The sequence below is a fragment of the Actinokineospora inagensis DSM 44258 genome, from assembly GCF_000482865.1.
GTDB classification, from domain to species: domain Bacteria; phylum Actinomycetota; class Actinomycetes; order Mycobacteriales; family Pseudonocardiaceae; genus Actinokineospora; species Actinokineospora inagensis.
Genome location: NZ_AXWW01000081.1, coordinates 1 through 22979, shown reverse-complemented (window position 1 = coordinate 22979; position 22979 = coordinate 1). Strand labels below are relative to the sequence as shown.

At 71.2% G+C, this 22979-nt stretch carries 21 protein-coding genes; 8 read left to right on the top strand and 13 right to left on the bottom strand.

Annotated features, from left to right (window positions below; translation table 11 throughout):
* Nucleotides 1-398: 398 nt before the first annotated feature.
* Nucleotides 399-1256, bottom strand: coding sequence for a 3-hydroxybutyryl-CoA dehydrogenase (locus tag H504_RS0124585; RefSeq protein ID WP_026424951.1), 858 nt, complete (start codon nucleotides 1254-1256; stop codon nucleotides 399-401).
* Between the two features lie 78 nt (nucleotides 1257-1334).
* Nucleotides 1335-4565 (bottom strand): fused isobutyryl-CoA mutase/GTPase IcmF, encoded by a 3231-nt coding sequence (icmF, locus tag H504_RS0124580; protein WP_026424950.1) that lies wholly within the window; start codon nucleotides 4563-4565, stop codon nucleotides 1335-1337.
* A gap of 124 nt (nucleotides 4566-4689) precedes the next feature.
* On the opposite strand from icmF, the gene paaI reads away from it, so the two are divergent.
* The gene (gene paaI, locus H504_RS0124575; protein ID WP_211239397.1) at nucleotides 4690-5055 is read left to right on the top strand and encodes a hydroxyphenylacetyl-CoA thioesterase PaaI; all 366 of its coding nucleotides are present in this window, start codon (nucleotides 4690-4692) and stop codon (nucleotides 5053-5055) included.
* The gene (locus H504_RS0124570; RefSeq protein ID WP_026424948.1) at nucleotides 5052-5513 is read left to right on the top strand and encodes a nucleoside deaminase; all 462 of its coding nucleotides are present in this window, start codon (nucleotides 5052-5054) and stop codon (nucleotides 5511-5513) included. The genes paaI and H504_RS0124570 overlap by 4 nt, the downstream gene beginning before the upstream one ends.
* Here H504_RS0124570 and H504_RS0124565 read toward each other — a convergent pair.
* The 3 genes from H504_RS0124565 to H504_RS0124555 form a co-directional block, all read right to left on the bottom strand.
* The gene (locus tag H504_RS0124565; protein ID WP_026424947.1) at nucleotides 5510-6115 is read right to left on the bottom strand and encodes a hypothetical protein; all 606 of its coding nucleotides are present in this window, start codon (nucleotides 6113-6115) and stop codon (nucleotides 5510-5512) included. The genes H504_RS0124570 and H504_RS0124565 overlap by 4 nt on opposite strands.
* Nucleotides 6116-6185: 70 nt before the next feature.
* A complete protein-coding gene (locus H504_RS39025; RefSeq protein WP_051386221.1) occupies nucleotides 6186-8243 on the bottom strand; it encodes a GAF domain-containing sensor histidine kinase in 2058 nt (685 codons plus the stop codon).
* Between the two features lie 117 nt (nucleotides 8244-8360).
* Nucleotides 8361-8963: a phosphatase PAP2 family protein gene (locus tag H504_RS0124555; RefSeq protein WP_026424946.1), complete on the bottom strand. Its 603-nt coding sequence runs from the start codon at nucleotides 8961-8963 to the stop codon at nucleotides 8361-8363.
* Nucleotides 8964-9054: 91 nt separating this feature from the next.
* Between H504_RS0124555 and H504_RS0124550 the strand changes: the two genes are divergently transcribed.
* Nucleotides 9055-10350: an SAM-dependent methyltransferase gene (locus H504_RS0124550; RefSeq protein ID WP_157440610.1), complete on the top strand. Its 1296-nt coding sequence runs from the start codon at nucleotides 9055-9057 to the stop codon at nucleotides 10348-10350.
* Nucleotides 10351-10381: 31 nt separating this feature from the next.
* On the top strand, nucleotides 10382-10846 hold the full coding sequence (locus H504_RS0124545; RefSeq protein WP_026424944.1) for a peroxiredoxin: 465 nt from the start codon (nucleotides 10382-10384) through the stop codon (nucleotides 10844-10846).
* A gap of 58 nt (nucleotides 10847-10904) precedes the next feature.
* On the opposite strand, the gene H504_RS0124540 is transcribed toward H504_RS0124545, so the two are convergent.
* The 6 genes from H504_RS0124540 to H504_RS0124515 form a co-directional block, all read right to left on the bottom strand.
* Nucleotides 10905-11567 (bottom strand): peptidylprolyl isomerase, encoded by a 663-nt coding sequence (locus H504_RS0124540; RefSeq protein WP_051386224.1) that lies wholly within the window; start codon nucleotides 11565-11567, stop codon nucleotides 10905-10907.
* Between the two features lie 190 nt (nucleotides 11568-11757).
* Nucleotides 11758-12693 (bottom strand): LCP family protein, encoded by a 936-nt coding sequence (locus H504_RS0124535; protein ID WP_245614444.1) that lies wholly within the window; start codon nucleotides 12691-12693, stop codon nucleotides 11758-11760.
* Between the two features lie 268 nt (nucleotides 12694-12961).
* A complete protein-coding gene (locus H504_RS0124530; RefSeq protein WP_051386220.1) occupies nucleotides 12962-14188 on the bottom strand; it encodes a class I SAM-dependent methyltransferase in 1227 nt (408 codons plus the stop codon).
* Nucleotides 14185-14910: a DUF1365 domain-containing protein gene (locus H504_RS0124525; RefSeq protein ID WP_026424940.1), complete on the bottom strand. Its 726-nt coding sequence runs from the start codon at nucleotides 14908-14910 to the stop codon at nucleotides 14185-14187. Before H504_RS0124525 ends, H504_RS0124530 begins: the two co-directional genes overlap by 4 nt.
* Nucleotides 14907-16184 carry an NAD(P)/FAD-dependent oxidoreductase gene (locus H504_RS0124520; protein ID WP_026424939.1) on the bottom strand — a complete coding sequence of 426 codons (1278 nt, stop codon included), beginning with the start codon at nucleotides 16182-16184 and terminating at the stop codon, nucleotides 14907-14909. Before H504_RS0124520 ends, H504_RS0124525 begins: the two co-directional genes overlap by 4 nt.
* 15 nt (nucleotides 16185-16199) lie before the next feature.
* A complete protein-coding gene (locus H504_RS0124515; protein WP_425394076.1) occupies nucleotides 16200-16916 on the bottom strand; it encodes an alpha/beta hydrolase in 717 nt (238 codons plus the stop codon).
* Between the two features lie 87 nt (nucleotides 16917-17003).
* On the opposite strand from H504_RS0124515, the gene H504_RS0124510 reads away from it, so the two are divergent.
* The 3 genes from H504_RS0124510 to H504_RS0124500 are packed head-to-tail and all read left to right on the top strand — an operon-like array spanning nucleotide 17004 to nucleotide 19149.
* Complete coding sequence (locus H504_RS0124510) at nucleotides 17004-17828, top strand: alpha/beta fold hydrolase (RefSeq protein ID WP_026424937.1); 825 nt, start codon at nucleotides 17004-17006, stop codon at nucleotides 17826-17828.
* A gap of 19 nt (nucleotides 17829-17847) precedes the next feature.
* Nucleotides 17848-18405, top strand: coding sequence for a nucleotidyltransferase family protein (locus H504_RS0124505; RefSeq protein WP_035305882.1), 558 nt, complete (start codon nucleotides 17848-17850; stop codon nucleotides 18403-18405).
* A gap of 18 nt (nucleotides 18406-18423) precedes the next feature.
* Nucleotides 18424-19149, top strand: a complete 726-nt coding sequence (locus H504_RS0124500) for a sugar isomerase domain-containing protein (RefSeq protein WP_026424935.1) — start codon at nucleotides 18424-18426, stop codon at nucleotides 19147-19149.
* A gap of 239 nt (nucleotides 19150-19388) precedes the next feature.
* Here the strand turns inward: H504_RS0124500 and H504_RS36785 are convergent, their stop codons facing one another.
* Together H504_RS36785 and H504_RS0124490 are read right to left on the bottom strand one after the other, a co-directional pair.
* Entirely contained in the window at nucleotides 19389-20060 is a 672-nt protein-coding gene (locus H504_RS36785; RefSeq protein ID WP_051386219.1) for an ABC transporter permease, read from the bottom strand.
* Nucleotides 20057-20968 (bottom strand): ABC transporter ATP-binding protein, encoded by a 912-nt coding sequence (locus tag H504_RS0124490; RefSeq protein ID WP_026424934.1) that lies wholly within the window; start codon nucleotides 20966-20968, stop codon nucleotides 20057-20059. The genes H504_RS36785 and H504_RS0124490 overlap by 4 nt, the downstream gene beginning before the upstream one ends.
* 842 nt (nucleotides 20969-21810) lie before the next feature.
* On the opposite strand from H504_RS0124490, the gene H504_RS0124485 reads away from it, so the two are divergent.
* Nucleotides 21811-22941, top strand: a complete 1131-nt coding sequence (locus H504_RS0124485; protein ID WP_051386218.1) for a sensor histidine kinase — start codon at nucleotides 21811-21813, stop codon at nucleotides 22939-22941.
* Nucleotides 22942-22979 lie beyond the last annotated feature (38 nt).

Genomic DNA, 22979 nt, shown 5'->3' with positions numbered 1-22979 from the left:
AGCCTGGGTAAGGCTAAAAGGCGGGGCCACTGGAAAGCGTGGCCTTACCCGCCTGCCGGCTTAGGCCACCGCTCCCCCCAAACAAAACAACTTCACCACAACGGGCGGTTGGGATCGGCGGCTTCCGAGGCGCGTGGGGTGGGGTGGCGGCCTTTGTCGATAAGGGGCGGGTTTCGAGGCGCGCGGGGCAGGAGTGGCGCTTCGTCGATAAGGGGCGGGTTTCGAGGCGCGCGGGGGCTAGAGTGGCGCTTCGTCGATTCGGGGGCGGTGGTTTCGAGGCGCGCGGGGCAAGCGTGTTGTGGTGCTTCAGCCCAGCGGGCGGTTGGTGGCGGCGGGTTTCGAGGCGCGCGGTGCTGGGGTGGGGTGGTGGTGCCGTTTGGTGGTGGTGCCGTTCGGTGTTAGTACTGGTGGAAGCCTCGGCCGCTCTTTTTGCCGAGGAGGCCTGCGTCGACCATGCGGAGGAGGAGGGGTGGGGCGGAGTAGAGCTGTTCTTTGAATTCGGCGTAGAGGGAGTCGGCGATGGCTTTGGTGGTGTCGAGGCCGATGAGGTCGGTGAGGCGGAGGGGGCCCATGGGGTGGGCGCAGCCGAGGACCATGCCGTTGTCGATGTCTTCGGCGGAGGCGAAGCCGGATTCCATCATGCGGATGGCTGACAACAGGTACGGGATGAGGAGGGCGTTGACGACGAAACCGGCGCGGTCTTGGGAGAGGATGACCTGTTTGGCCAACTGGCCCTCCACGAAACTCTTCGCGCGGTCGCGGGTTTCGTCGGCGGTGAGCAGGGAGGGGACCAGCTCGACCAGTTTGAGGACCGGGACCGGGTTGAAGAAGTGGACGCCGATGACGGACTGGGGGCGGGTGGTGGCCATGCCCAGCTTCATGATCGGGATGGACGACGTGTTGGACGCGAAGATGGCGTTCTGGTCTTCGACGACCTTGTCCAGGGTGCGGAAGACCTCGGTTTTGACCTGTTCGTTCTCCGCGACCGCTTCGACGGTGAGGTGGCGGTCGGCGAAGTCGCCGAGGTCGGTGGTGAAGCGGAGGCGGGACAGGGCTGCGTCGCGGGCGTCGTCGGTGAGTTTGCCGTTGCGGACGCCCCGGGCGAGGGACGCCTCGATGCGGGAGCGGCCCGCGTCGAGGGCGGCGGAGTTGACCTCGGCGACCACCACGTCCAGGCCCGCTCGGGCGCACACCTCGGCGATGCCGGAGCCCATCAGGCCCGAACCGACCACTCCGACCCGGTTGATCTCACTCACCCGCATGACCCCGTTCCGTTCAGACCACGACTGACGAGACTGACTCTGCCACGCCCAGGGGAAAGCGCACCCGGCGTGTCAGACATTGCGCCGGTACTGGCCGCCGACCTCGAAGAAGGCTTCGGTGATCTGGCCGAGGGTGCAGACCCGGGCGGCGTCGACCAACACCGCGAACACGTTGCCGTCGGTGGCGGCGACCTCGCGCAGCCTGGCCAGCGCGGCCTGCGCCTCGACCTGGTGGCGGCGCTGGTAGTCGCGGGTGCGGTCGACCTGGGAGCGCTTCTCGTCCTCGGTGGCGCGGGCGAGTTCGATCTCCACGACCTCGTCCTCGTGGCCCTTGGGCGGCAGGAACGTGTTCACGCCGACCAGGGGGAGGGTGCCGTCGTGCTTGCGGGCCTCGTAGAGCATCGACTCGTCCTGGATGCGGCCGCGCTGGTAGCCGGTCTCCATGGCGCCGAGCACGCCGCCGCGGTCGGAGATGCGGTCGAACTCGGCGAGCACCGCCGCCTCGACCAGGTCGGTCAGCTCGTCGATGACGAAGGAACCCTGCAGCGGGTTCTCGTTCATCGACAGGCCCCACTCCTTGTTGATGATCAACTGGATGGCCATCGCGCGGCGCACCGACGACTCGGTGGGGGTGGTGATGGCCTCGTCGTAGGCGTTGGTGTGCAGGGAGTTCGCGTTGTCGTAGAGCGCGCACAGGGCCTGCAGGGTGGTGCGGATGTCGTTGAAGTTCATCTCCTGCGCGTGCAGCGACCGCCCGGAGGTCTGCACGTGGTACTTGAGCTTCTGCGACCGTTCCGACGCGCCGTAGCGCTCCTTCATCGCGACCGCCCAGATGCGGCGGGCGACCCGGCCGATCACCGAGTACTCGGCGTCCATGCCGTTGGAGAAGAAGAACGACAGGTTGGGTGCGAAGTCGTCGATGGCCATGCCGCGGGCCAGGTACGACTCGACGTAGGTGAAGCCGTTGGCCAGCGTGAACGCCAACTGGCTGATCGGGTTCGCCCCGGCCTCGGCGATGTGGTAGCCGGAAATGGACACCGAGTAGAAGTTGCGGACCTTCTTCTCGATGAACCACTCCTGGATGTCGGCCATCATCCGCAACGAGAACTCGGTGGAGAACAGGCAGGTGTTCTGGCCCTGGTCCTCCTTGAGGATGTCGGCCTGCACGGTGCCGCGCACGTTCGCCAGCGCCCACGCGGTGAGCTCCGCGTGCTCCTGCTCGTCCGGTTGGCGGCCGTTGTCCGCGACGAACTTGTCGACCCGCTGGTCGATCGCGGTGTTCAGGAAGTACGCCAGGATCGTCGGCGCCGGGCCGTTGATCGTCATCGACACCGAGGTGGTCGGCGAGGTCAGGTCGAAACCGTCGTAGAGGGCCTTCATGTCGTCCAGCGAGGCGATGGACACGCCGGAGGTGCCGATCTTGCCGTAGACGTCCGGCGGGGTGTCCGGGTCGCGGCCGTAGAGGGTCACCGAGTCGAACGCGGTGGACAGCCGGGTGGCCGCGTTGCCGTCGGAGAGCAGCTTGAACCGGCGGTTGGTGCGGAACGCGTCGCCCTCGCCCGCGAACATGCGGGCCGGGTCCTCACCCTCCCGCTTGAACGGGAACACGCCCGCGGTGAACGGGAATGAACCGGGCAGGTTCTCCGTGCGCAGGAACCGCAGCAGCGCCGTCGGCTCGTCGTGCCGGGGCAGCGCGACCCGCGGGACCTTGTTGCCGGACAGCGTCTCCCGCCACAACTGGGTGTGCAGCTCCTTGTCCCGGACCTTGACCACCAGCTCCTCGGCCCGGTATTGCTCCACAGTGGACGGCCAGCCCGCGAGCAGGTCCTCGGTGTCCCGCTCGACCCGGCGCTCGGCCTCGGCGAGCAGCCTGTCGACGTCCTCGGTGGGCGAGCCCGCCTTCTCCAGCGCGCGGCGGGCCATGCCGAGGGCTGACGACTCGCGCACCGCCTCGACCTGCTGCTCGGTGTCGCGGTGGTAGGCGCGGACGGTCTCGGCGATCTCGGAGAGGTACCGGGCGCGCTGCGCGGGCACGATGGTGGACGCGGCGGTGGACACCCGGCCGGTGACCCGGGGCAGCACGCCCTCGCCGAACTGGACGCCCTTGTCCGCCAGCAGGGTGCGCAGCTCCTGGTAGAGCGCGGTGACGCCGTCGTCGTTGAAGGTGGCGGCGCTGGTGCCGAACACCGGCATGTCCTCCCAGGACTTGCCGAACGCCTCCCGGTTGCGCACCAACTGGCGGGCCACGTCCCGGCGGGCGTCCTCGGCGCCGCGCCGCTCGAACTTGTTGATCGCCACCACATCGGCGAAGTCGAGCATGTCGATCTTCTCGAGCTGCGAGGCGGCGCCGAACTCCGGCGTCATCACGTACAGCGAGACGTCCACGTACGGCACGATCGCGGCGTCGCCCTGGCCGATGCCCGGGGTCTCCACGATGACCAGGTCGTTGCCCGCGGCCTTGGCGGCGGCGATCGCGTCGGACAGGCCGCCGGGGACCTCCGAGCCCGCGCCGCGGGTGGCCAGCGAGCGGAAGAACACCCGGTCGCCGTCGAGGGTGTTCATCCGGATGCGGTCGCCGAGCAGCGCGCCACCGCCGCGGCGCCGGGTCGGGTCGACGGCGATGACCGCGACCCGCAGCTTGTCCTGCTGGTCGAGCCGCAGCCTGCGGACCAGTTCGTCGGTCAGCGACGACTTGCCGGAGCCGCCGGTGCCGGTGATGCCCAGCACGGGGACCCGCTTGTCGGTGCTGAGCGCGGCGCGCACGTCCTCGGGGAGGGTGCCCGCCTCGATCTGGCTGATGGCCCTGGCCAGCGCGGCGTGGTCACCGGCGAGCAGCGCCTCGCGGTGCGCCGGGGCGAGCGCGGCCGGGACGAAGTCGCAGGCCTCGATCATCGTGTTGATCATCCGGGCCAGGCCGAGCCGCTGCCCGTCCTCCGGCGAGAAGATCCGCGCCACCCCGCGCTCGTGCAGCAGCCTGATCTCGGCCGGGACGATCACCCCGCCACCGCCGCCGTACACCTTGACGTGGCCCGCGCCGTGCTCGGCAAGCAGTTCGACCAGGTAGCTGAAGTACTCGACGTGCCCGCCCTGGTAGGCCGAGATCGCCACGCCCTGCACGTCCTCCTGGATGGCGGCGGTGACGACCTCGCGGACCGAGCGGTTGTGCCCGAGGTGCACCACCTCGGCGCCCTGCGACTGCAGGATCCGGCGCATGATGTTGATCGCCGCGTCGTGCCCGTCGAACAGGCTGGCCGCGGTGACGAACCGCACCGGGTTGGTCGGTCGGTACAGCTCGGCGGACATCGGACCTCCCGAGGGGTGGGCGTACCGAAATAGTTTGACTTCCTACTTTCGGAAGGGCAACCACCGTGTGTCGAACGCAACCCGTCCTACCATGGCTGCCGTGATCCCCGAGTCCGTCACCAGGATGCTCACCGACGACCTGGCGTCCACCAACCTGGGCATCCGCCTGCTCGCCGCGGGCCCCGGCACCGCGTCGGTCGCCATGCGGGTGACGGCGACGATGGTCAACGGCCACGGCATCGGCCACGGCGGCTACGTGTTCCTGCTCGCCGACACCGCGTTCGCCTGCGCCTGCAACAGCCACGGACCGGTGACGGTGGCCGCCGGGGCCGACATCACCTTCGTCGCCGCGGTCCACTTGGACGACGACCTGGTCGCCACCGCCACCGAACGCACCGTCTACGGCCGCAGCGGCATCTACGACGTGACCGTCACCCGGGGCGACGAGGTGGTGGCCGAGTTCCGCGGCCGCAGCCGGGTGCTGCGGTGAACCGCTGGCTCGACGAGGCCATCGCCCTGGCCACGCACAACGTCACCGCGGGCGGCGGCCCGTTCGGGGCGCTCGTGGTGCGCGGCGACGAGGTCGTCGCCCGCGGCGTCAACCGGGTCGTCCCCGACCTCGACCCGACCGCGCACGCCGAGGTCGTCGCCATCCGCACCGCCTGCCAGGCCCTCGGTGACTTCCGGCTCACCGGCTGCGTCCTGGTCTCCTCCTGCGAGCCCTGCCCGCTGTGCCTGTCGGCGGCGCTCTGGGCCCGCCTCGACCACGTCCTCTACGCCGCCGACCGGGACGACGCCGCCAAGGCGGGCTTCGACGACCGCGAGTTCTACGACGTCCTCGCCCGCCCCCGCGACACATGGCCGCTGCGGGTCACCCACCACCGCACCGGCACCGAGTCCACCCCGTTCGACACGTGGACCACCACCACGAGCCGGATCGACTACTAGACCCGCAGGTAGGTGAACCGGCGGACCCGCGGCGCCCAGGCGTGGAACGCGGTCAAGTCGGGCAGCGTCACCAGGGCGGTGACCTCGGTCAACCCGTCGTGCAGCCACCGCCACCTAGGCGCCTGGTGGTCGCCGATCCGCCCGGCGATCGCCGACCAGGCGCCGTCCGGGCGCAGGTCGGCGGCGAACTCCGCCCAGGTCGTGGCGGCCGCGCGGCTCATCAGCCCGCCCGCGCCGTCGCGGACCGGCGCGCTGAGCACGGCGGACGCCAGGTCCGGGGCCGCGAGCACCACGCCGAGCAGGACCGTCACGGCCTGGTGCTCGCCGTCACCACATCCGTCGCCGCTGTCGTCACCGAGGAAGCTCGGGCCCGGGTCGCGGGTCGCACGGACCGCCCTATAGGCGTTGATCAGCCGCTTGGCCGCGCGGGGGGTGGTGATCAGCGGGTCGAGGGCGTCGAGGAAGTCCAACTCCCGGCGCAGCAGCGGCCGGGGACCCCAGATGTCCAAAGTGGACTCCACAGGGTGGTCGGCCGCCCACGGCTCGTCGACCTGCTGGACGGGGAGCACGACGTCCGCGATCCGGCCGAGTTCCTGGGACACGGGGGTCCACCTCCACGCAAAACCTGGTCACGAACCGTATCGGCGGGGTGACCTCGCGCGTGACGGGGTGTCAGCCTTGTCGGTGAACGGGTTCGAAGCCGGAGCCGCCTGCCCGGGGCGGCGGCGCGGTGTGGCTCTGCGCCGGGATGGTGAAGCACACCGTCGTGCCACCCGCCGGGGCGGGCTCGATCCAGATGCGGCCGCCGTGGCGTTCGACGACGCGGCGGCAGGTGCTCAGGCCGATGCCGGTGCCCTGGTAGTCGGCCGCGTGCTCGCGGTGGAACAGGGCGAACACCTTGTCGCGGGCCTCGTCGCCGATGCCGATGCCGTTGTCGGTGGTGCGGACGGTGACCCAGCCCCCGGCGGACTCGGCGGTGACGTGCACCCGGGGGTCGACGCCGGGGGCGACGTACTTGACCGCGTTGCCCAGCACGTTGGCCATGACCTGGCGGAGCAGGGTCGGGTGGGCGGGGACGGCGGGCAGGTGGTCGTGGGTGACGCGGCCGGGGCGGCCGCTGGCGCGGAGTTCGGCGGCGAGGTCGTCGACCACGGTGTCCAGGTTGACCGACTGGAGCTTGAGCGGCTCGTGGCAGGCGCGGGCGTGCGCGAGCAGGTCGTCGATCATCGCGGTCATCCGACCCGCGGACCGGGTGATGGCGGCCAGCGCCGTCATCTCGCCGGGGGTGCGGGCGTCCATGTCGGCGAAGACCTCGGCGTAGGCGGAGATCGCGGTGAGCGGGCTCTTGAGGTCGTGGGCGACCATCGCGGTGAAGCGGTCCAGCTCGTCGTTGGCGGCGGCCAGTTCGCTGTTGGCCATGGCGAGGCGTTCGCGGGCGGCCTCGCGTTCGGTGACGTCGCGCAGGAACGCGTGGCAGCGCTGTTCACCCTGCCAGGTGAACGGGGCCAGGCTGAGCTCCACCAGGAGGGTGGTGCCGTCGCGGCGGCGGGCCGGGGTGCGGACGATGCGGGTGCGGCCGTTGGCGGCGCGGGCCAGCAGCCCGTCGCCGCGGCGGACCGGGAAGACCAACTCCTCCAGCGGGCGGCCGACGGCCTCGTCGGCGGTCCAGCCGAACATGCCGATGGCGGCCGGGTTCCAGGTGGTGATGCGACCGCCGGGGTCGGTGACCACGAACGCGTCCTGCGCCGTGTCGAGGACGGTGCTGAGCAGCCGCTCGCGGTCGGCCAGTTCCTGCCGCTGGGCGCGTTCCAGCGTCACGTCGGCCATGGTGATCACGGCGCCCAGCGGGGCCCCGTCGGCGCGGCGGAGGGCGCGACCGGCGCACACGACCCGCACCGGCGCCCGGCCGACCGGGGAGATGACGATCTCCACGTCGCGCACCGGGCCGTGCCGCAGCGCCTGGAACAGCGGGATGTCGGCCGGGGCCAGCGGCGTCACCCCGTCTGGGGCGCACAGGCTGTAGCGGCCCGCCCACTCGGCGGCGTCCAGGCCCGCGTCGGCGTCGAGGCCGTGCCACTCGCGGGCCGCGCGGTTGAACACGGTGAGCTTGCCGTTCTCGTCGCAGGCGACGATGGCGACGTCGATGGACTCGTGCACCGCCTCGGTGAGCTCTTGGCGGGCCTCCAACTCACCGGCGTAGTCCTCGGCGAGCGCCCGCGCCACCTCGGCCGCCACGGCGAGCTCGGCGGTGACCCTGGCCTGCCTGCGCCGCTCGAACAGCGCGAGGACCACCTTGGACAGGTCTTCCAGCCTGGCCAACCGCTCCTCGGAGAGCACCTTGGGCCGGTCGTCGAAGGCGCACAGGGTGCCGAGCACGTGGCCATCGGGGGTGATCAGCGGGACGGAGGCGTAGAAGCGGACGTCGGCGCGGACCCCGGTGACCCAGGGGTTGGTCGCGAACCTGGTGTCCCGCCGGGCGTCCTCGAGGTTGACGGCCTGCCCGGTGCTGATCACCACGTCGCACATCGCCTCGACCCGCGGGGAGTCGCCGCCGTCGAAGCCGACGGTGGTGAGCTGGCACTGCCGGTTCGCGTCGAACAGGTTCAGGGTGGCCGTGGGGACGTCCGCGAGCACGGCCGCGACCCGGACCACCGCCGCCAACTCCTCGTCGGCGGGCGCGTCGAGCAGCCCGTACTCGTGCAGTGCGGCCAACCGCGCGGACTCGTCCACCAACTCGCCTCCCGGAGCAGCCGAGACCCCCACGGGTATCCCATCGACCACACCGGGCGAACCTGAAGGATTCTCGCCCGACACCCCACTTTCCGGGGACACCCGTCACCGGGAGTCTCACCGCAGCAGCAGGAACACCACTCCGCCGACGACCGGTCCCAGCAGCGCGCCGACCACGACCTGGGCGACGGTGTGGTCGCCGAGCACCACCCGCGACCAGCCGACCAGGGCCACGACCAGCACCAGCGGCAGCGACCACGGCCCGTAGAGCAGGGTGATCATGGCCACCGCTCCCCCGGCGACGGCGGCGTGCAGCGACACCTTCCACCCCCGGGTGACGACGACGCACACGGCGAGTGTCGCGAACATCGCGGCGGACAGGGCGAGCACGTCGCGGGGCGCCCGAGCCAGCACGAGGATCGCGATGCCGACCGCGGTGGAGGCCAGGCCGACCATCAGCGGCACGAACCGGTGTTCCCTGGCCCGCACGTGGTGGGTCTCCCACCGGCCCGCCCGCGCACCGCGGACGATGAACACCATCGGCAGGACGCTGGAGAACAGCGCGACCTCCATGCCCCACAGCACGGTCGGGCCGACCCGGTGCCCGGTCGCCGCCCAGGCCACGGCCAGTGGCAGCAGCAGCACGACGACCGCGGGGGAACACACCTCGGTGACGACCCTGGCCAGCCTGCTCCCCGGTCCGGTGATCACGGTGTCCACCCGGCGATGGTGCCACGGACCGGACCCATCCGGGGGCGGGTCGGGCGGCGAATACCAGGTGATCGTTGGACTTCCCCGTGGATGGAGCTTGATGTTGGGTGTGCTGCGCACCACGCCGGTGGCGCCGATGCTGGTCGACCTGGTCGAACGGGTCCTGGGTGGGCCGCTGCCGGTCCGGGTGCGGGCCTGGGACGGCAGCGAGGCGGGACCGTCCGGCGGTCCGGTGGCCGTGGTGCGGGACCGCCGGGCGCTGCGGCGCCTGCTGTGGGACCCGAATGAGCTGGGCCTGGCTCGCGCCTATGTCACCGGCGAGTTGGACGTGGACGGAGACCTCGGCGAGGCTCTTGCCGCCTTCTGGGCTCTTACCCGGGCAGGCACGATCGGCCGAGTGTCCAACCGGGACAAAGTTGCCTTGGTCGGCGCGGGCATCCGCCTCGGGTTGCTGGGCCCCAGGCCCGCGCGGCCTACCGAGGAAGCGCGACTGTCGGGCCGCAAACACACCAAACAGCGCGACCGGGACGCCATCTCGCACCACTACGACATGTCCAACGCCTTCTACGAGCAGGTGTTGGAGCCGAACATGGCGTACTCCTGCGGGTACTGGGCCGAACCGGACCGACCGGACTACACCGTCGAGGACGCGCAACGCGACAAGCTGGAACTGGTCTGCGTGAAACTGGGGCTGCGCCCGGGGATGCGGGTGCTCGACGTCGGCTGCGGGTGGGGCGCGCTGGTGATCCACGCGGCGAAGCAGCACGGGGTGCGGATCACCGGCATCACCCTGTCGAGGGAACAGCGCGACTTCGTCCGCGCCCGCGCGATCGCCGAGGGCGTGGCCGACCGGGTGGACGTGCGGCTGCAGGACTACCGGGAACTCGACGAAGACCCGTTCGACGCCGTCGCCAGCCTGGAAATGGGGGAACACGTCGGCGCCGAGAACTACCCCGAGTACGCGGCCACCCTGCACCGCATGCTCAAACCCCAGTCGCGGCTGCTGCTGCAGCAGATGTCGCGCGGCGCGGTCGCCCAAGGGGGTGGCGCGTTCATCGAGACCTACATCGCCCCGGACATGAACATGCGCCCGGTCGGGCAGACCGTCGACCTGATCGAGCAGGCGGGTCTGGAAGTCCGCGATGTGGAAGCCCTGCGCGAGCACTACGTGTGGACGTGCCGGGCGTGGGGAAGGACCATCGAGTCACGGTGGGACAAACTGGTCGAGATCGCGGGCGAGACCACCGCCCGCGTCTGGCGCCTATACATGGCCGGTTCCGCGTTGGCGTTCGCGGAGAACCGGGTCGGCGTGCACCAGATCCTGGCCGTGCGCCCCACCGCGGCCGGGACGGCCGGGTTCCCCCGAACCCGCGCGGAGTTCGTGCGCCTACCCTGACCGCAGACCACCCATCGAGAGGACCCACCGGATGAAGACCGGCGACACCGCCCCGGAATTCACGCTGTCGGACGAAACCGGCACCCCACGCTCGCTCGGCGAGTTCCTGAAGACCGGCCCCGTCGTCCTGTTCTTCTACCCGGCCGCGATGACCGGCGGCTGCACCGCCGAGTCCTGCCACTTCCGCGACCTCGCCACCGAGTTCGCCGAGGTCGGCGCCCACCGCCTCGGCATCAGCCCGGACAGCGTCGAACGGCAGGCCCAGTTCGCCACCACCAACTCCTTCGACTACCCCCTGCTGTCCGACCCGGACGGCGACATCGCCACCAGGTTCGGCGTCCGCAGGCGCTTCGGCCCGCTGCTGACCAAGCGGATGACCTTCGTGATCGACACGGACCGCACGGTCCTGACCACCATCAAGAGCGAACTCCGCTTCGCCGTCCACGCCGACCGCGCCCTGGAAGTCCTGCGCGCCCGCCTCGCCGAAACGGCGTGACCCGACCGGATCTCGCCCCTCCAGCGCGATCCGGTCAGGTCACGTCCGGTCAACTCCGTCAGCAGCGCACGCGCGGGTGCAGGATCGTCGTGGTCTTCACCGGGGTGCCGTCGACCGGGGCCGGGTCGTCGGTGGTGGGCTGGATGCCGCCCGCGGCGACCTTGTCCAGGGTGGCGAGGCCGGTGGTGTCGACCGAGCCGAACACCGTGTAGTTCGCCAGCAGGCGGGAGTCGCCGTAGACGAGGAAGAACTGGCTGCCGTTGGTGGCGGGACCCGCGTTGGCCATGGCGAGCAGGCCGCGGGCGTAGACCTTGCGGGTGCCGGTGGTGTCACCGGGCCAGTTGGGCAGGTCGGTGGGCAGTTCGTCCTTGTACTTGTAGCCGGGGCCGCCCTCGCCGGTGCCCTTGGGGTCGCCGCACTGCAGGACCTTCAGGGTCGGGTACGCGGTGAGGCGGTGGCAGGTGGTGAGGTCGTAGAAGTGGTGCTCGGTCAGGTGCAGGAAGCTCTGCACGGTGCACGGCGCCTTGGCGCGGTCGAGCGTCAGTCCGATACGGCCCTGCGAGGTGGGCACGTCGACGCGCACGGTGCCGCGGTCGGGGGTGTGCCGGGGGTCCGGGGGCAGCGACACCGGGCGAGCGGCGGGGTCGTCCGGGGTGGCGGTGTACTGGCACGGGCCGTGGGTGACCTTGGGCGGGTGCGTCGCGGGCGCGGCCGAGGCCATTCCGGGCACCACAACCGCCGCCGACACGACCAACGCGGCGGCGACCACACCGCGGGTAAGCAGGGACGTCACTGTTCCTCCTCGTCGGCGCCCGGGTCTCGGGAGCCGACGAGGAGGGTAGGCCAGTGTTTCGTTGCCAGAACAGGTCCGGCAAGTCCCACCCGCGCACACCCGAACGGACCAAACCCGGCTATTTCGGCGGGGCGACGATCACATCCGCCGGGACCTCGGCGTCGGTGCGCAGGGCGGTGAACAGCTTGTCGGTCTTCGCCTTGTCCCACACCACGACCGAACCGATGCCCTTGACCGTCTTGGTGCCGCTGAACGGGACCGTCGTCGTGGTCAGGCCGTCGCCCGCGCCCATCGCGAACGCCAGGCTCGGCAGGTTCCACAGGTGGTCACCCTCGTCGACGGTGATCGCGTCCGGCGCGCCGGCGATCAGTGGCACCATCCGGAACGGGTTGATGACGGTGCCGAAGCTGGTCGCCTTGTCGGTCAGCGCGGAGATGAACTGGCGCTGCCGGATCACCCGGTCCAGGTCGGCGCGCGGCCCCTTGCGGGTGCGGACGTAGCCGAGCGCGTTGGCCCCGTCGAGTTCCTGGCAGCCCGCCGGGAGGTTGATGCCCGCGAGCGGGTCGTCGATCGGGTTGGCCAGGCACATCTGCACCCCACCGACCGCGTCGACCACGTTGGCGAAGCCGCCGAACCCGATCTCCATGTAGTGGTCGACGCGCAGACCCGTGCGCAGTTCCACGGTCTTGGCCAGCAGCGGCGCCCCACCGAAGGCGTAAGCGGCGTTGAGCTTGTTCTGCCCCTTGCCCGGGATGTCCACATAGGAGTCGCGGAGCAGCGACACGAGCGTGGGCTTGGTCCCGTTGTCCGGCAGGTGCATCAGCATGATCGTGTCGGTGCGCTGCCCCTTGGCGTCGCCGGTGCCCAGCCGCTGCTCGTCCTCGGCGGACAGGTCGGCGCGGCTGTCCGAGCCGACGATGAGCCAGTTGGTGCCCGCGCCCGCGGCGGGCCGACCGTCGTAATCGGACAGCGCGGCGACCCGGTTCATCGCGGACTCCACGTAGATGAGCACGCCCGCGACCAACACGACCAGCACCGCGAGCACGATCAGCACGATCCGACCGATCCGCCGCTTGCGCCGCGGCAGGGGCGTCCCCGGAGTACCGACCCCGGCCCGTGACGGCGGCGGGTCCCACGGGCCCCGGCCCCGCGGATCCGGGTGTCGCTGACCCGGCGCCGTTCCCATCCGCTGGGTCGGGTTGTACCGCGGCCCCGGCTGCTGCCCATAGCTCATCCCGACTACCCCTCCACCGGCCCATTTACCCGGATTCTCCCACTTCTCCTGAGAAGACGCGGGACAGCGGCGCGGGGTTGCCCAGTGACTAACGACCGATCGCCAGTTGTCGCACGCCGAGGTAGCCGGTGCCGAACCCGGCCTGGCAGTACGCCAGGTAGAACTCCCACATCCGGCGGAACGTCTCGTCGAAGCCGAGCTCGGCGATCCGCGGCCAGCGGGCCAGGAACGTCTCCCGCCACTGCCGCAGGGTCTCCGCGTAGTCCAGGCCGAAGTCGCGGAACCCCCGGACGCGCAGGGTGGTGCCCGCGAGCGCGCGGTCGATGCCCTCGGGCGACGGGATGATGCCGCCGGGGAAGACGTACTTGTGGATCCAGGTGTAGCCGCCGCGGGTGGCGCGCAGCCGGTCGTCGGCGATCGTGATGGACTGCAGCCCGAACCGGCCGCCGGGCCGCAACAACCGGTCCACGGCCCGGAAGTACGTCGGCCAGTACCGCTCCCCCACTGCCTCGATCATCTCCACGCTGACCACGGCGTCGTACTCGCCGCGGGCCTCGCGGTAGTCGCGCAGCAGCACCTCGACCCGGTCGGACAGCCCCGCGTCGGCCACCCGCCGTTCGGCGAGGTCCTTCTGCTCGGCGGAGATCGTCAGCGAGGTGACCCGCGCGCCGCGCTGAGCGGCCCGGATGGCCAGCGAGCCCCAGCCGGTCCCGATCTCCAGCAGGCGCGTGCCCGCGGTGACCCCGGCGTAGTCGAGCACGCCGTCGAGCTTGCGGTGCTGGCCCGCGACGAGGTCGGTGGAGCCGGGTTCGAACCAGGCCGACGAGTAGGTCATGGTCTCGTCGAGGAACAGCTCGAACAGCTCGTTGGACAGGTCGTAGTGCCGGTGGATGTTGTTGCGCGAGCCGGTGAGGGTGTTCTCCTCGCCGGTGGGCTGGCGGCGGTCGACCAGGCGGCGGAACACCTGCAGCGGGGCGGGGACCAGCGCGGCCATCCGGGCGGCGAAGGCGGCGAGCAGTTCGGGCAGCCGGGTCGAGGTCCAGTCGCCGACCATGTACGCCTCGCCGAAGCCGATCTTCGCGTCCACGCCGAGGCGGTGGAAGAACGCGTCGGGCCGGTGCACCCGCATGACGGGCGAGTCGGGTCCGCCCGCGCCGATCCGCCTGCCGCCGGGGAAGACGACCCGGACCGGCAGGCGGCGCACGGCGTGGTGGAACAGGGCCCGCGCGATGCGGGCGCGGGTGGGGTCGTGCGGCGGCACGACCAGGTCGCCCCAGTCGGCGGCCGGGGCGGGCCGGGTGCTCAGGTCGGTCACTGGACTCCTTCTTGCCGGGCGTGCTGGGGGCGGCGGACCACCGGGATCCGGCGCAGCCACAGCGCGATGCCGTGCGCGCGGATCAGCGCGGTGACCCGGTGGGGCGTCAACGGGCGGCGCAGCACCATGCGGGCGATCCCCGCGGTGGTCGCCGGGCGCCGGTCGCCGGTCGTGGTGGCGGTGAACGGGACGGACCCGTTCTGCCGCAACGTGACCGTCAGCGACAACCGCTCACCGGGCTGGGGCAACCGCATCTCGTAGTGGCCGCCCATCTCCAGGAAGGGTGAGACATAGAATTCCTTCGGCGTGGTGGCCCGTCCGGCTTGGTCGGTGCGCAGCAGGTAGCAGTGGCGTTCCCCATAGGTGTTGTGGACCTCGGCGACGACGCAGTCGAGGTCCCCGTCGGCGGTGTGCACCCAGTAGACGGTGAGCGGGTTGAACACGTACCCGAGCACGCGCGCGTTGGTGAGCATGAGAACCCGGCCGGTGACGGTGACGCCTTGCCGCGCCAGCCAACCGACCAGGTTGTCCTTGATGGACTCGCCCGGGTCGCCCAGGTGGTCGCGGGCCTCGAACCGGGCGAACGGCCGCAGCCACCGAGGCAGCTCCGGCAGGTGGTCCAGGTCGACCAGCCACAGGTACGTGCGGTGCGCGAAGTCCTGGTCGATCCGCTCGAAACGGACGTGCCGGACCATGGCGTCGTAGAGCGCCGGGGCGGTCACTCCCAGCCCGCCCCGAGCGACTCGGCCGCCCGCACGCCGGACAGGCAGCCGTCCTCGTGGAAGCCCCAGCCGTGGTAAGCACCGGCGAAGGCGAGGGTGCCGTCGTTGAGTTGGGGCAGTTTTCGTTGTGCGGCGACGGATTCGTTGGTGTAGATGGGGTGTTCGTAGGTCATGCGGCTCAGCACGGCACGCTCGTCGACGAGGTCACCGGCGTTGAGGGTGACGACGTAGTCCTCCGGCTCGACCAGGCCCATGAGCCGGTTCATGTTGTAGTTGACCCACACCGGGCCGCCCTCGGAGTCACACGTGGGCTTGAGGTAGTTCCAGCACGCGGTAGCCCTGTCTGAACGCGGTAGGACAGACGGGTCGGTGTGCAGGAGGGTGTCGTTGACCGAGTACTCGAACGCGCCCAGCACCTCTTGCTCCGCCGCGGTCGGTTCGGCGAGCATCCGCAGGGCCTGATCGGGGTGGGTCGCGATCACGGCGTGGTCGAACCGGTGCGCACGGTCGCCGCCGTCGCGGATCTCGACGTGGTCGACGTGCCTGCGTACCGAGGCGACCGGGGCGGAGGTCAACACGCTCGACAACCGCTTGGCCACCAGGTCCACATAGGTCCGCGACCCGCCGACGACGGTGCGCCACCGCGGCGACCCGCTGATCGAGAGCAGCCCGTGGTTGTCCAGGAACTCGAACAGGTACCGCGCCGGGTACCGCATGCTCAGCTCCGGCCCGGCCGACCACACCGACGACACCAACGGGATCAGGAAGTGGTCGACGAAGTACCTGGAGTAGCCACCCACCACGACGAACCCGGCCAGGGTCGTGTCCCCCGGGTCGCCGCGCAGCACCCGGCGGGCGTGCAGGTGGAACCGCTTGACCTCGGCCAGCATCCGCAGGAACCGGGGGTTGACCAGGTTGCGCGGCTGGGCGAACACACCGAGCGGGCCGCGGGCGCCCGCGTACTCCAGGCCGCAGCCGTCGCACCGCACGCTCATCGACATCTCGGTGTCACGGGTGGTGACGCCCAGCTCACCGAACATCCGCAGCAGGTTCGGGTAGGTGCGCGTGTTGTGCACGATGAACCCGCTGTCGACGTGCGTGACGCCGCCGTCCGGTGTGGTCACCTCGTGCGTGTGGGCGTGCCCGCCGAGCCGGTCATCGGCCTCGAACAGGGTCACCTCGAAGCGGCGTTGGAGCAGGTGGGCGGCGGTGAGGCCGGCGACCCCACTGCCGATGACCGCCACCCGTCGTCTGTCGCCACCGACCACTTCCACTCCTCCCGACCGCCGCTAGAGCGGCACCCGCAGCCCCTCCGGCGGGGGCTGTCGCATGGCGTTCGTAATCCGGGGGTCCCCCGGTTGGGTGGCCAGCGCACCGAGCACGAAGCCGGTCACCAGCCGGGTCCACTGGTCGGCGCGGCGCAGCATGGCGTGCCGCTCGCCGCGCACGTCGAACCGGGCGACCCGGTCGGTGACGATCTTGGCGCGGCGGGCGAAGTCGAAGGACAGCCGCGGGTCGGTCATCCGGTCCAGCGCGCCGTGCGCGATCAGCACCTCCCGGTCGGCGAGCTGCTCGACCGGCTCGTCGCGCGGCGTCCACGGGGCCAGCGCGCAAACGGCGACAACGGACGGGTCGTCGGCGACGCGCAGCGCCACCCGGCCGCCCATGGAGTGGCCGACCAGCACGACCGGGACGTCGCCGTGCACCCGGCGGACCTCGTCGAGCGCCCAGCGGGCGTCGTCGACCGGGTCCTGCCGGGGCTCGTTCCAGCCGCGGAAGCGGTTGCGCAGCAGCCAGGCGGTGATCCCGTGGTCGGCGCCCCGGCGCGCGATGTCCTTGGCGAACGGCACCATCCGCAGGTAGGCGAGCTGGAAGGCGCCCACCCTGGCTTCGCTGACCTCGCGGCCACCGTGCAGGACGAGCGCGACACCGCGCACGTCGCGGTCCCGGCCGTGGACGGTGATCCGGGGACGGGGTTCCCGCGCGGGTCGCGGCGCTGCTGTCACAGCCCAATCTTCGCGCATTCGGGCCAATCGGCTTGGTGGACGCGGCCGTGCCGGTCACCGTCGGTGGTGGTCGGTAGCCTGCCCGGCGTGAGCGACCACCGGCAGATCACCACCGCAGCGGGCACCTTCGACGCCATCGAGGCCGGGCCGGACGACGGGCAGCCGGTGCTGTTCCTGCACGGCTTCCCGCAGGCCGCGGTCGCCTGGGAGCACCAGGTCGACGTGCTCGGGCACGCCGGTCTGCGCGCGGTGGCGTTCGACCAGCGCGGCTACTCGCCGTCGTTCCGGCCCGCGGACGTGTCGGACTACCGGATGGCGGACCTGGTCGGCGACGTGCTCGCGGTCGCCGACACACTGGGCTGGACCGAGTTCGACCTGGTCGGGCACGACCTGGGCGCAACGGTGGCCTGGCACGTCGCCGCCGAGCACCCCGAGCGGCTGCGCACGCTGACCGCCGTGGCCAACCCGCACCCGTCGGCGCTGGCGGCCGCGCAACGCGAGGACGAAGACCAGCGGGCGCGCTCGCAGCACCTGCCGCTGCTCAAGGAGCGCACGGCGGAACGGCGGCTGCTGGCCGACGGCGCGGAGGCGTTGCGGCGGTTCTTCGAGTGGCGCATCCCCCAGTCGGCGGTGGACGAGTACGTCGCCCGGCTCAGCGAGCCCGGCGCGTTGACCGCCGCGTTGAACTGGTTCCGGGCCGACCGGTGGACCGCGGCGCCCGACCCGGTGACCACCCCGACGATGTTCGTCTGGGGCGGCGAGGACCAGGCGGTCGGGTCGACGGCCGCCCTCGGCTGCGCCAAGTGGGTGAATGGTCTATACCGTTTCGAGGCGGTCGACGAGGTCACGCACTGGGTGCCGGAGGAAGCTCCCGACCTGATGACGGGCCTGCTACTCGATCATTTGCGGTAGGTCCCTCTAGGCTTCCGCCATGGCGGTCGTCTCTGCGGTGGCGGGCCTGCTGCTCGCCGCGGGCGGGGGCAGGCGGTTCGGCATGCCCAAGGCGCTGGCGCCCTACCGGGGCGGGCTGCTGGTCGAGCACGCGGTGCGCGCGCTGGCCGATTGTCGGCCCCGGGTCGTGGTGCTGGGCGCGGGCGCCGAGCGGGTACCGCCGCTGGACGCCGTGGTGGTCGTCAACGAGGTCTGGACCAGCGGGATGGGGTCGTCGCTGCGGCTGGGGCTGAGCGCGCTGGCCGAGACCGACGCCGTCGCCGCGGTCGTGCTGCCCGTCGACACCCCCGGGGTGACAGCAGCGGCCGTCGCGCGGCTCGCCGCCCTCGCGGCCCCGGACGCCCTGGCCAGAGCCTCCTACGACGGGGCACCCGGCCACCCGGTCTTGATCGGACGCGCGCACTGGGCGGGGGTCGCCGAACTGGCCGTCGGCGACACCGGCGCGCGGCCCTACCTGGCCCGGCACCCGGCGGTCGACGTCCCCTGCGCGGACGTGGCCGACGGCGCCGACGCGGACCGTCCCGAAGAACTCACCTGACTCATCGAGGAGGCACCCATGCCTGCAGACGTCTACGGCGACCAGGTCCTGACCCACCTGGCGCGGGTGGGCGAGCACAACGCGGACGCGCTGGACGACGTGTCCGACTTAGTGCTCGCCAGCGTCCGGGCGGACGGGCTGGTGCTGACCGCGGGCGCGGGGCACTCGCTGGCGGCCGTGGCCGAGACCTTCTTCCGGGCGGGCGGCCTGGCCTGCGTGCGGCCGCTGTTCACCGAGGAACTGCAGGTCTTCGGCGGCGCCCGGCGGGCGACGGCGGCGGAGCGGCGACCCGGCCTGGCCCGGTCCGTGTTCGGCCTGGTCCAGCGCGGCGGGCACGACGTCCTGTTCATCTTCTCCAACTCCGGCATCAACCACTACCCGGTGGAGATGGCGGTCACGGCGCTGGCGGCCGGATGCCCGGTGGTGGCGGTGACCTCCCCGGCGGCCTCGGCCGACACCCCGGCGCGGGCGGGCACGAAGCTGTCGGTGAACGCCACCATCATCCTGGACACCCTGACCGGCCCCGGCGACGTCAGCTACCCCGCCGACTCCCCGGTGACCGCCTCACTGTCCACTTTGAGCAACGCGTACCTGTGGAACCAGGTGCTGGCCAGGGTTTTCGACAAGGCCACCGCCGCCGGCGTGGAACTGCCACTGTGGCGCAGCTCCAATGTGGAGGGTGGCGACACGGCGAACGCGAGCCTGCTGGAGCGCTACGGCGAGCGGGTCCCGCAGTTGGGCTAGTCCCGCCGATCCCACCGCAGGTTCCGCAGCCCCGCCAGCGAGGCGAGCGCGGTCCAGACCACCAGGGGCCCGACGAGACCAGCGGTTCGACCGGAATGTTGGTCGCGTATCGGCCTGTCCACGGCGTTCCCGACACGGCACCGCAACGGCCTCGTACTGGGCGTACTTGGTCATTTCGGCAACGCGGCCCGGGACATCGCGGGCAGGGCGAGACCAGGTCAACATTCCGGGTCGAGTCGCTAGTCCCGCCGATCCCACCGCAGGTTCCGCAGCCCGGCCAACCAGCCGAACGCGGTCCAGACCACCAGGGACCCGACGGCCTGCCAGGTGTTGGCGCCGCGGACCAGGTCGGCCACGGCGCCGCCGGGTAGGGCGACTGGCAGGAGGTTGGTCTCGTCCGCCTGCGCCCAGATGACGCCACCGAGTCCGGCCATGAAGAACGGTGCCGTCGTGATTTGCGCGGACTCGGCGGTGGCGGTGAACGCGGCGGTCCACACCCCGGCCGCCGCGTTCACCGCCACCCCGCCGATAATCGCGACCAGCAGTCCCGGGTGGACAGACGCCCCCGCCGCGATCGCCACCGCCGTCAGGACCGCGCACTGCGCGACGCCCAGCACGGCGAACGGCGCCAGCACCCCCGCCACGATCGCCAGGTCCGACAACTCCCCCGACCGCAACCGCTTCAGCGACAGGTCCTGCCTGCGCGCCACGAACGCCGTCGTCACGCTGACGTAGACCGTGAGGCCCTGCGCTGCGGCCAACTGCAACGCGATCGCCGCGTCCCGCTCGGTGACGCTGAACAGGAACATCACGCCGAGCGCGAGCGGCAGGACCAACGCCATCCCCGCGGCCGTCTTGTTGCGCGCCAACTGCAGGATCTCCGCCTTGGCGAGCGCGGCCACCGGGTTCACGCCGCCACCCCGCTCACCGTGTGGAACACCTCGGCGAGCGACGCGTGGCCCGCCTTCAACCGGGCCAACTGCAGGTCGCGGGCCGCCGCCCAGGCCAGGACCGTGCGCAGGTCGTCCTGCAGCGCCCTGGTCCGGATCTCCACCCGCCCGGCGGCGAACGCGTCCGGCTCGACCGTACCGGTGATCACCGGGAGGTCACCGACCCGCAGGTCCACCGGCCGGGTGAACGCGATCCTCGACGCCGCCCGCTCCAGCACGTCGACCAGCGTGCCCTCGACCGCGACCCGCCCCTCGTGCAGGATCGCCAGCCGGTGCGCGAGGTGCTCCACCTCCTCCAGGTAGTGGGTGGTGAGCAGGACCGTCGTACCGCGCGCCACCAGGTCACGCAGGTACCGCCAGGTCGCGCGCCGCGACTCCGGGTCCAGCCCGGCGGTGGGCTCGTCGAGGAACAGCAGTTCCGGCCGCCCCAGCGTCGCCACCGCCAGGTCCAGCCGCCGCCGCTCGCCGCCGGACAGCTTGGCCACCCGCACGTCGGCCTTGTGCGCCAGCCCCGCGGTCGCCAATGCTTCGTCCACAGTGGACTCTCGGGAGGTGAGCGACCGCCACAGCTCGACGGTCTCCCGAACGGTCAGCTCACCGCCGGAATCGTTGTCCTGCAACAGAACCCCGGTCCGCAGCCGAATCCGCGCGCGCTCGGTGTCCGGCCGCAGCCCGAACACCCGCACCGCCCCCGCACTGGGCGGCCGATGCCCCTCAACCACCTCCAACGTGGTCGTCTTACCCGCCCCGTTCGTCCCGAGCAGCGCGAACAACTCCCCCGGCCCCACCTCGAAATCAATCCCCCGCACAGCCTCGAACGCCCCATAACGGCACCGAAGCCCACTCACCGCGATGACTGGTTCCCTCATGGGTCCAGGGTGGCCGCGCGGGTTGCGGCACGGTAGGAACAGCGATCACAAGTCCGCAGGCCGACCACACAGTACGACGGTGACAAATGTCAGGCGCTTGGCCGTTCCGAGCAGCCCCCAATTCCAACCTAGTAGCGACCACCGACAGAAACGCCGGCGTGGAAGGGGGTGGGGGATAACAAAAGGTGAGGCTCTGCTGGACAGCGGTGAACGGTCGGGCCAGCCGTTCACCACGCCGTGGAACTGCTGGGACCGCAGTAGGAACGGCAAACCACAAGTCCGCAAGGCGGCCTACTTGGTGCGATGGTGAAAGGTACTGACGCTCAACCCGTTCTGAGCAGCCCCCGATTCCAGCTTAGCGGCGACCACCGACAGAAACACTCGCACGGAGAGCGCTGAGAGATAACAAGAGGCGAGGTCCAGCTCAGCGGCGGTGAACGGTCGGGCTGGCCGTTCACCGCGTCCGTAGTAGGAACGGCGACCGCAGGTACTGCGGGGCGGCCTGCGTAGTGCGATACCGGCACTCACCCGTTCCCGTTCTGAGCAGCCCCCAATTCCAACCTAGTAGCGACCACCGACAGGAATGCCGGCGTGGAAGGGGGTGGGAGATAACAAGAGGTGAGGCTCGGCTGGGAGGCGGTGAACGGTCGGTTCGGTCGGTCACCGCCTCCCAGTCACGGCTCGCATACTGTTATCCCCCGGGCGCGTCTGGGGAGCCTGTTTTGTCGGTGGTCGCCGCTGGGCTGGAATCGGGGGCTGCTCAGTGCGGGGCCGTGTGACAAATGTCAGGAGTCCTGGGCTGGGGGCGACCACGGACAACCCCGGTCGCCTACATTCCCCCTGTGACTGGAGCGTTGGACCGGGTGCGGCGGTACACGGTGGGCACCCTGTTGTTCACCACCGCCTTGATCGGGTTGGTGTTGCTGCTCGACCTGGTCGGGAGTCAGCGGCAGCCCGGCGTCTGTACTGCGCTGGGGGTCGCGGCGGTGGGGGTGCTGGTGGAGTACGTGCGGATCACGGCCGCCTGCATGCCGGGGTTGCTGCGGTCCACTCTCGCCCGGTGGGAGATACCGGTGGCGGTCGCCGTCGCCGTGGGGGTGTGGTGGGTGGCGGTGGCGACGTCGCCGTTGTCGATTGGGTGGGTGTTGCCCGCGAGCCTCGTGGAGGCGGCGGTGGTGCCGATGCTGCGCGGGTGGTGGCGGTGGGCGGTGGCGCTCGGTGGGGGTGTGCCGGTCGCGGCGTCGGGAGTGTTGTTCGCGGACGCCGCCGTCGACTGGCCGGTGTGGGTCGTGTTCGCGGCGACGATGACGCCGATCGCGGCGTTGAGCAACTTCCTGCAGGTGTGGCTGTGGTCGCTGGTGCGGCAACTCGACGAGGCGCGGCAGGTGGCGGCGGAGTTGGCGGTGGCCGAAGAGCGGCTGCGGTTCGCGGCGGAGTTGCACGACATCCAGGGCCACCACCTGCAGGCGATCGCGTTGAAGGGCGAGTTGGCCGCCCGGCTGGTCGGGCACGACGACGAAGCCGCGCGGACGCAGGCCACGGAGGTCAGCGAGTTGGCCAGGACCGCGCTGCGGGAGACCCGGGCGGTGGTGCACGGGTACCGGCGGTCCAGCCTGTCCACCGAGATCAACAACGCCGTCGACATCCTGCGCGCGGCGGGCATCAACGCGACGGTACGCGGGAGCGCCACCGAGGTCCCACCACCGCTGCAGCCGTTGTTCGGGGTACTGGTGCGAGAGGGAACGACGAACATCCTCCGCCACAGCGCCGCCGCCGAGTGCCAACTGACCGTCGAGGTCGACAACGGCCGAGTCCGCGTCGAACTGACCAACGACGGCGCGGGCGCGACGGACCCGAACCCCGGCAGTGGCCTGCAGGGCCTCAAAGAGCGGTTCGCCACCGTCGGCGGCGTGGTCCGCGCACGCCGCGACACCAACACCTTCCACCTCACCGGCGAGGCGGCGGTCTCGTGATCCGGGTGGTGTTGGCCGACAACAAGAACACAGACAAG

Bases quoted from the DNA above. Each gene is read 5' to 3' on its own strand.
- H504_RS0124500 (WP_026424935.1), top strand. From the start codon at position 18,424: ATGCCTGCAGACGTCTACGGCGACCAGGTCCTGACCCACCTGGCGCGG.
- H504_RS0124505 (WP_035305882.1), top strand. From the start codon at position 17,848: ATGGCGGTCGTCTCTGCGGTGGCGGGCCTGCTGCTCGCCGCGGGCGGG.
- paaI (WP_211239397.1), top strand. From the start codon at position 4,690: ATGCTCACCGACGACCTGGCGTCCACCAACCTGGGCATCCGCCTGCTC.
- H504_RS0124490 (WP_026424934.1), bottom strand. From the start codon at position 20,968: ATGAGGGAACCAGTCATCGCGGTGAGTGGGCTTCGGTGCCGTTATGGG.
- H504_RS0124545 (WP_026424944.1), top strand. From the start codon at position 10,382: ATGAAGACCGGCGACACCGCCCCGGAATTCACGCTGTCGGACGAAACC.
- H504_RS0124550 (WP_157440610.1), top strand. From the start codon at position 9,055: ATGTTGGGTGTGCTGCGCACCACGCCGGTGGCGCCGATGCTGGTCGAC.
- H504_RS0124540 (WP_051386224.1), bottom strand. From the start codon at position 11,567: ATGGCCTCGGCCGCGCCCGCGACGCACCCGCCCAAGGTCACCCACGGC.
- icmF (WP_026424950.1), bottom strand. From the start codon at position 4,565: ATGTCCGCCGAGCTGTACCGACCGACCAACCCGGTGCGGTTCGTCACC.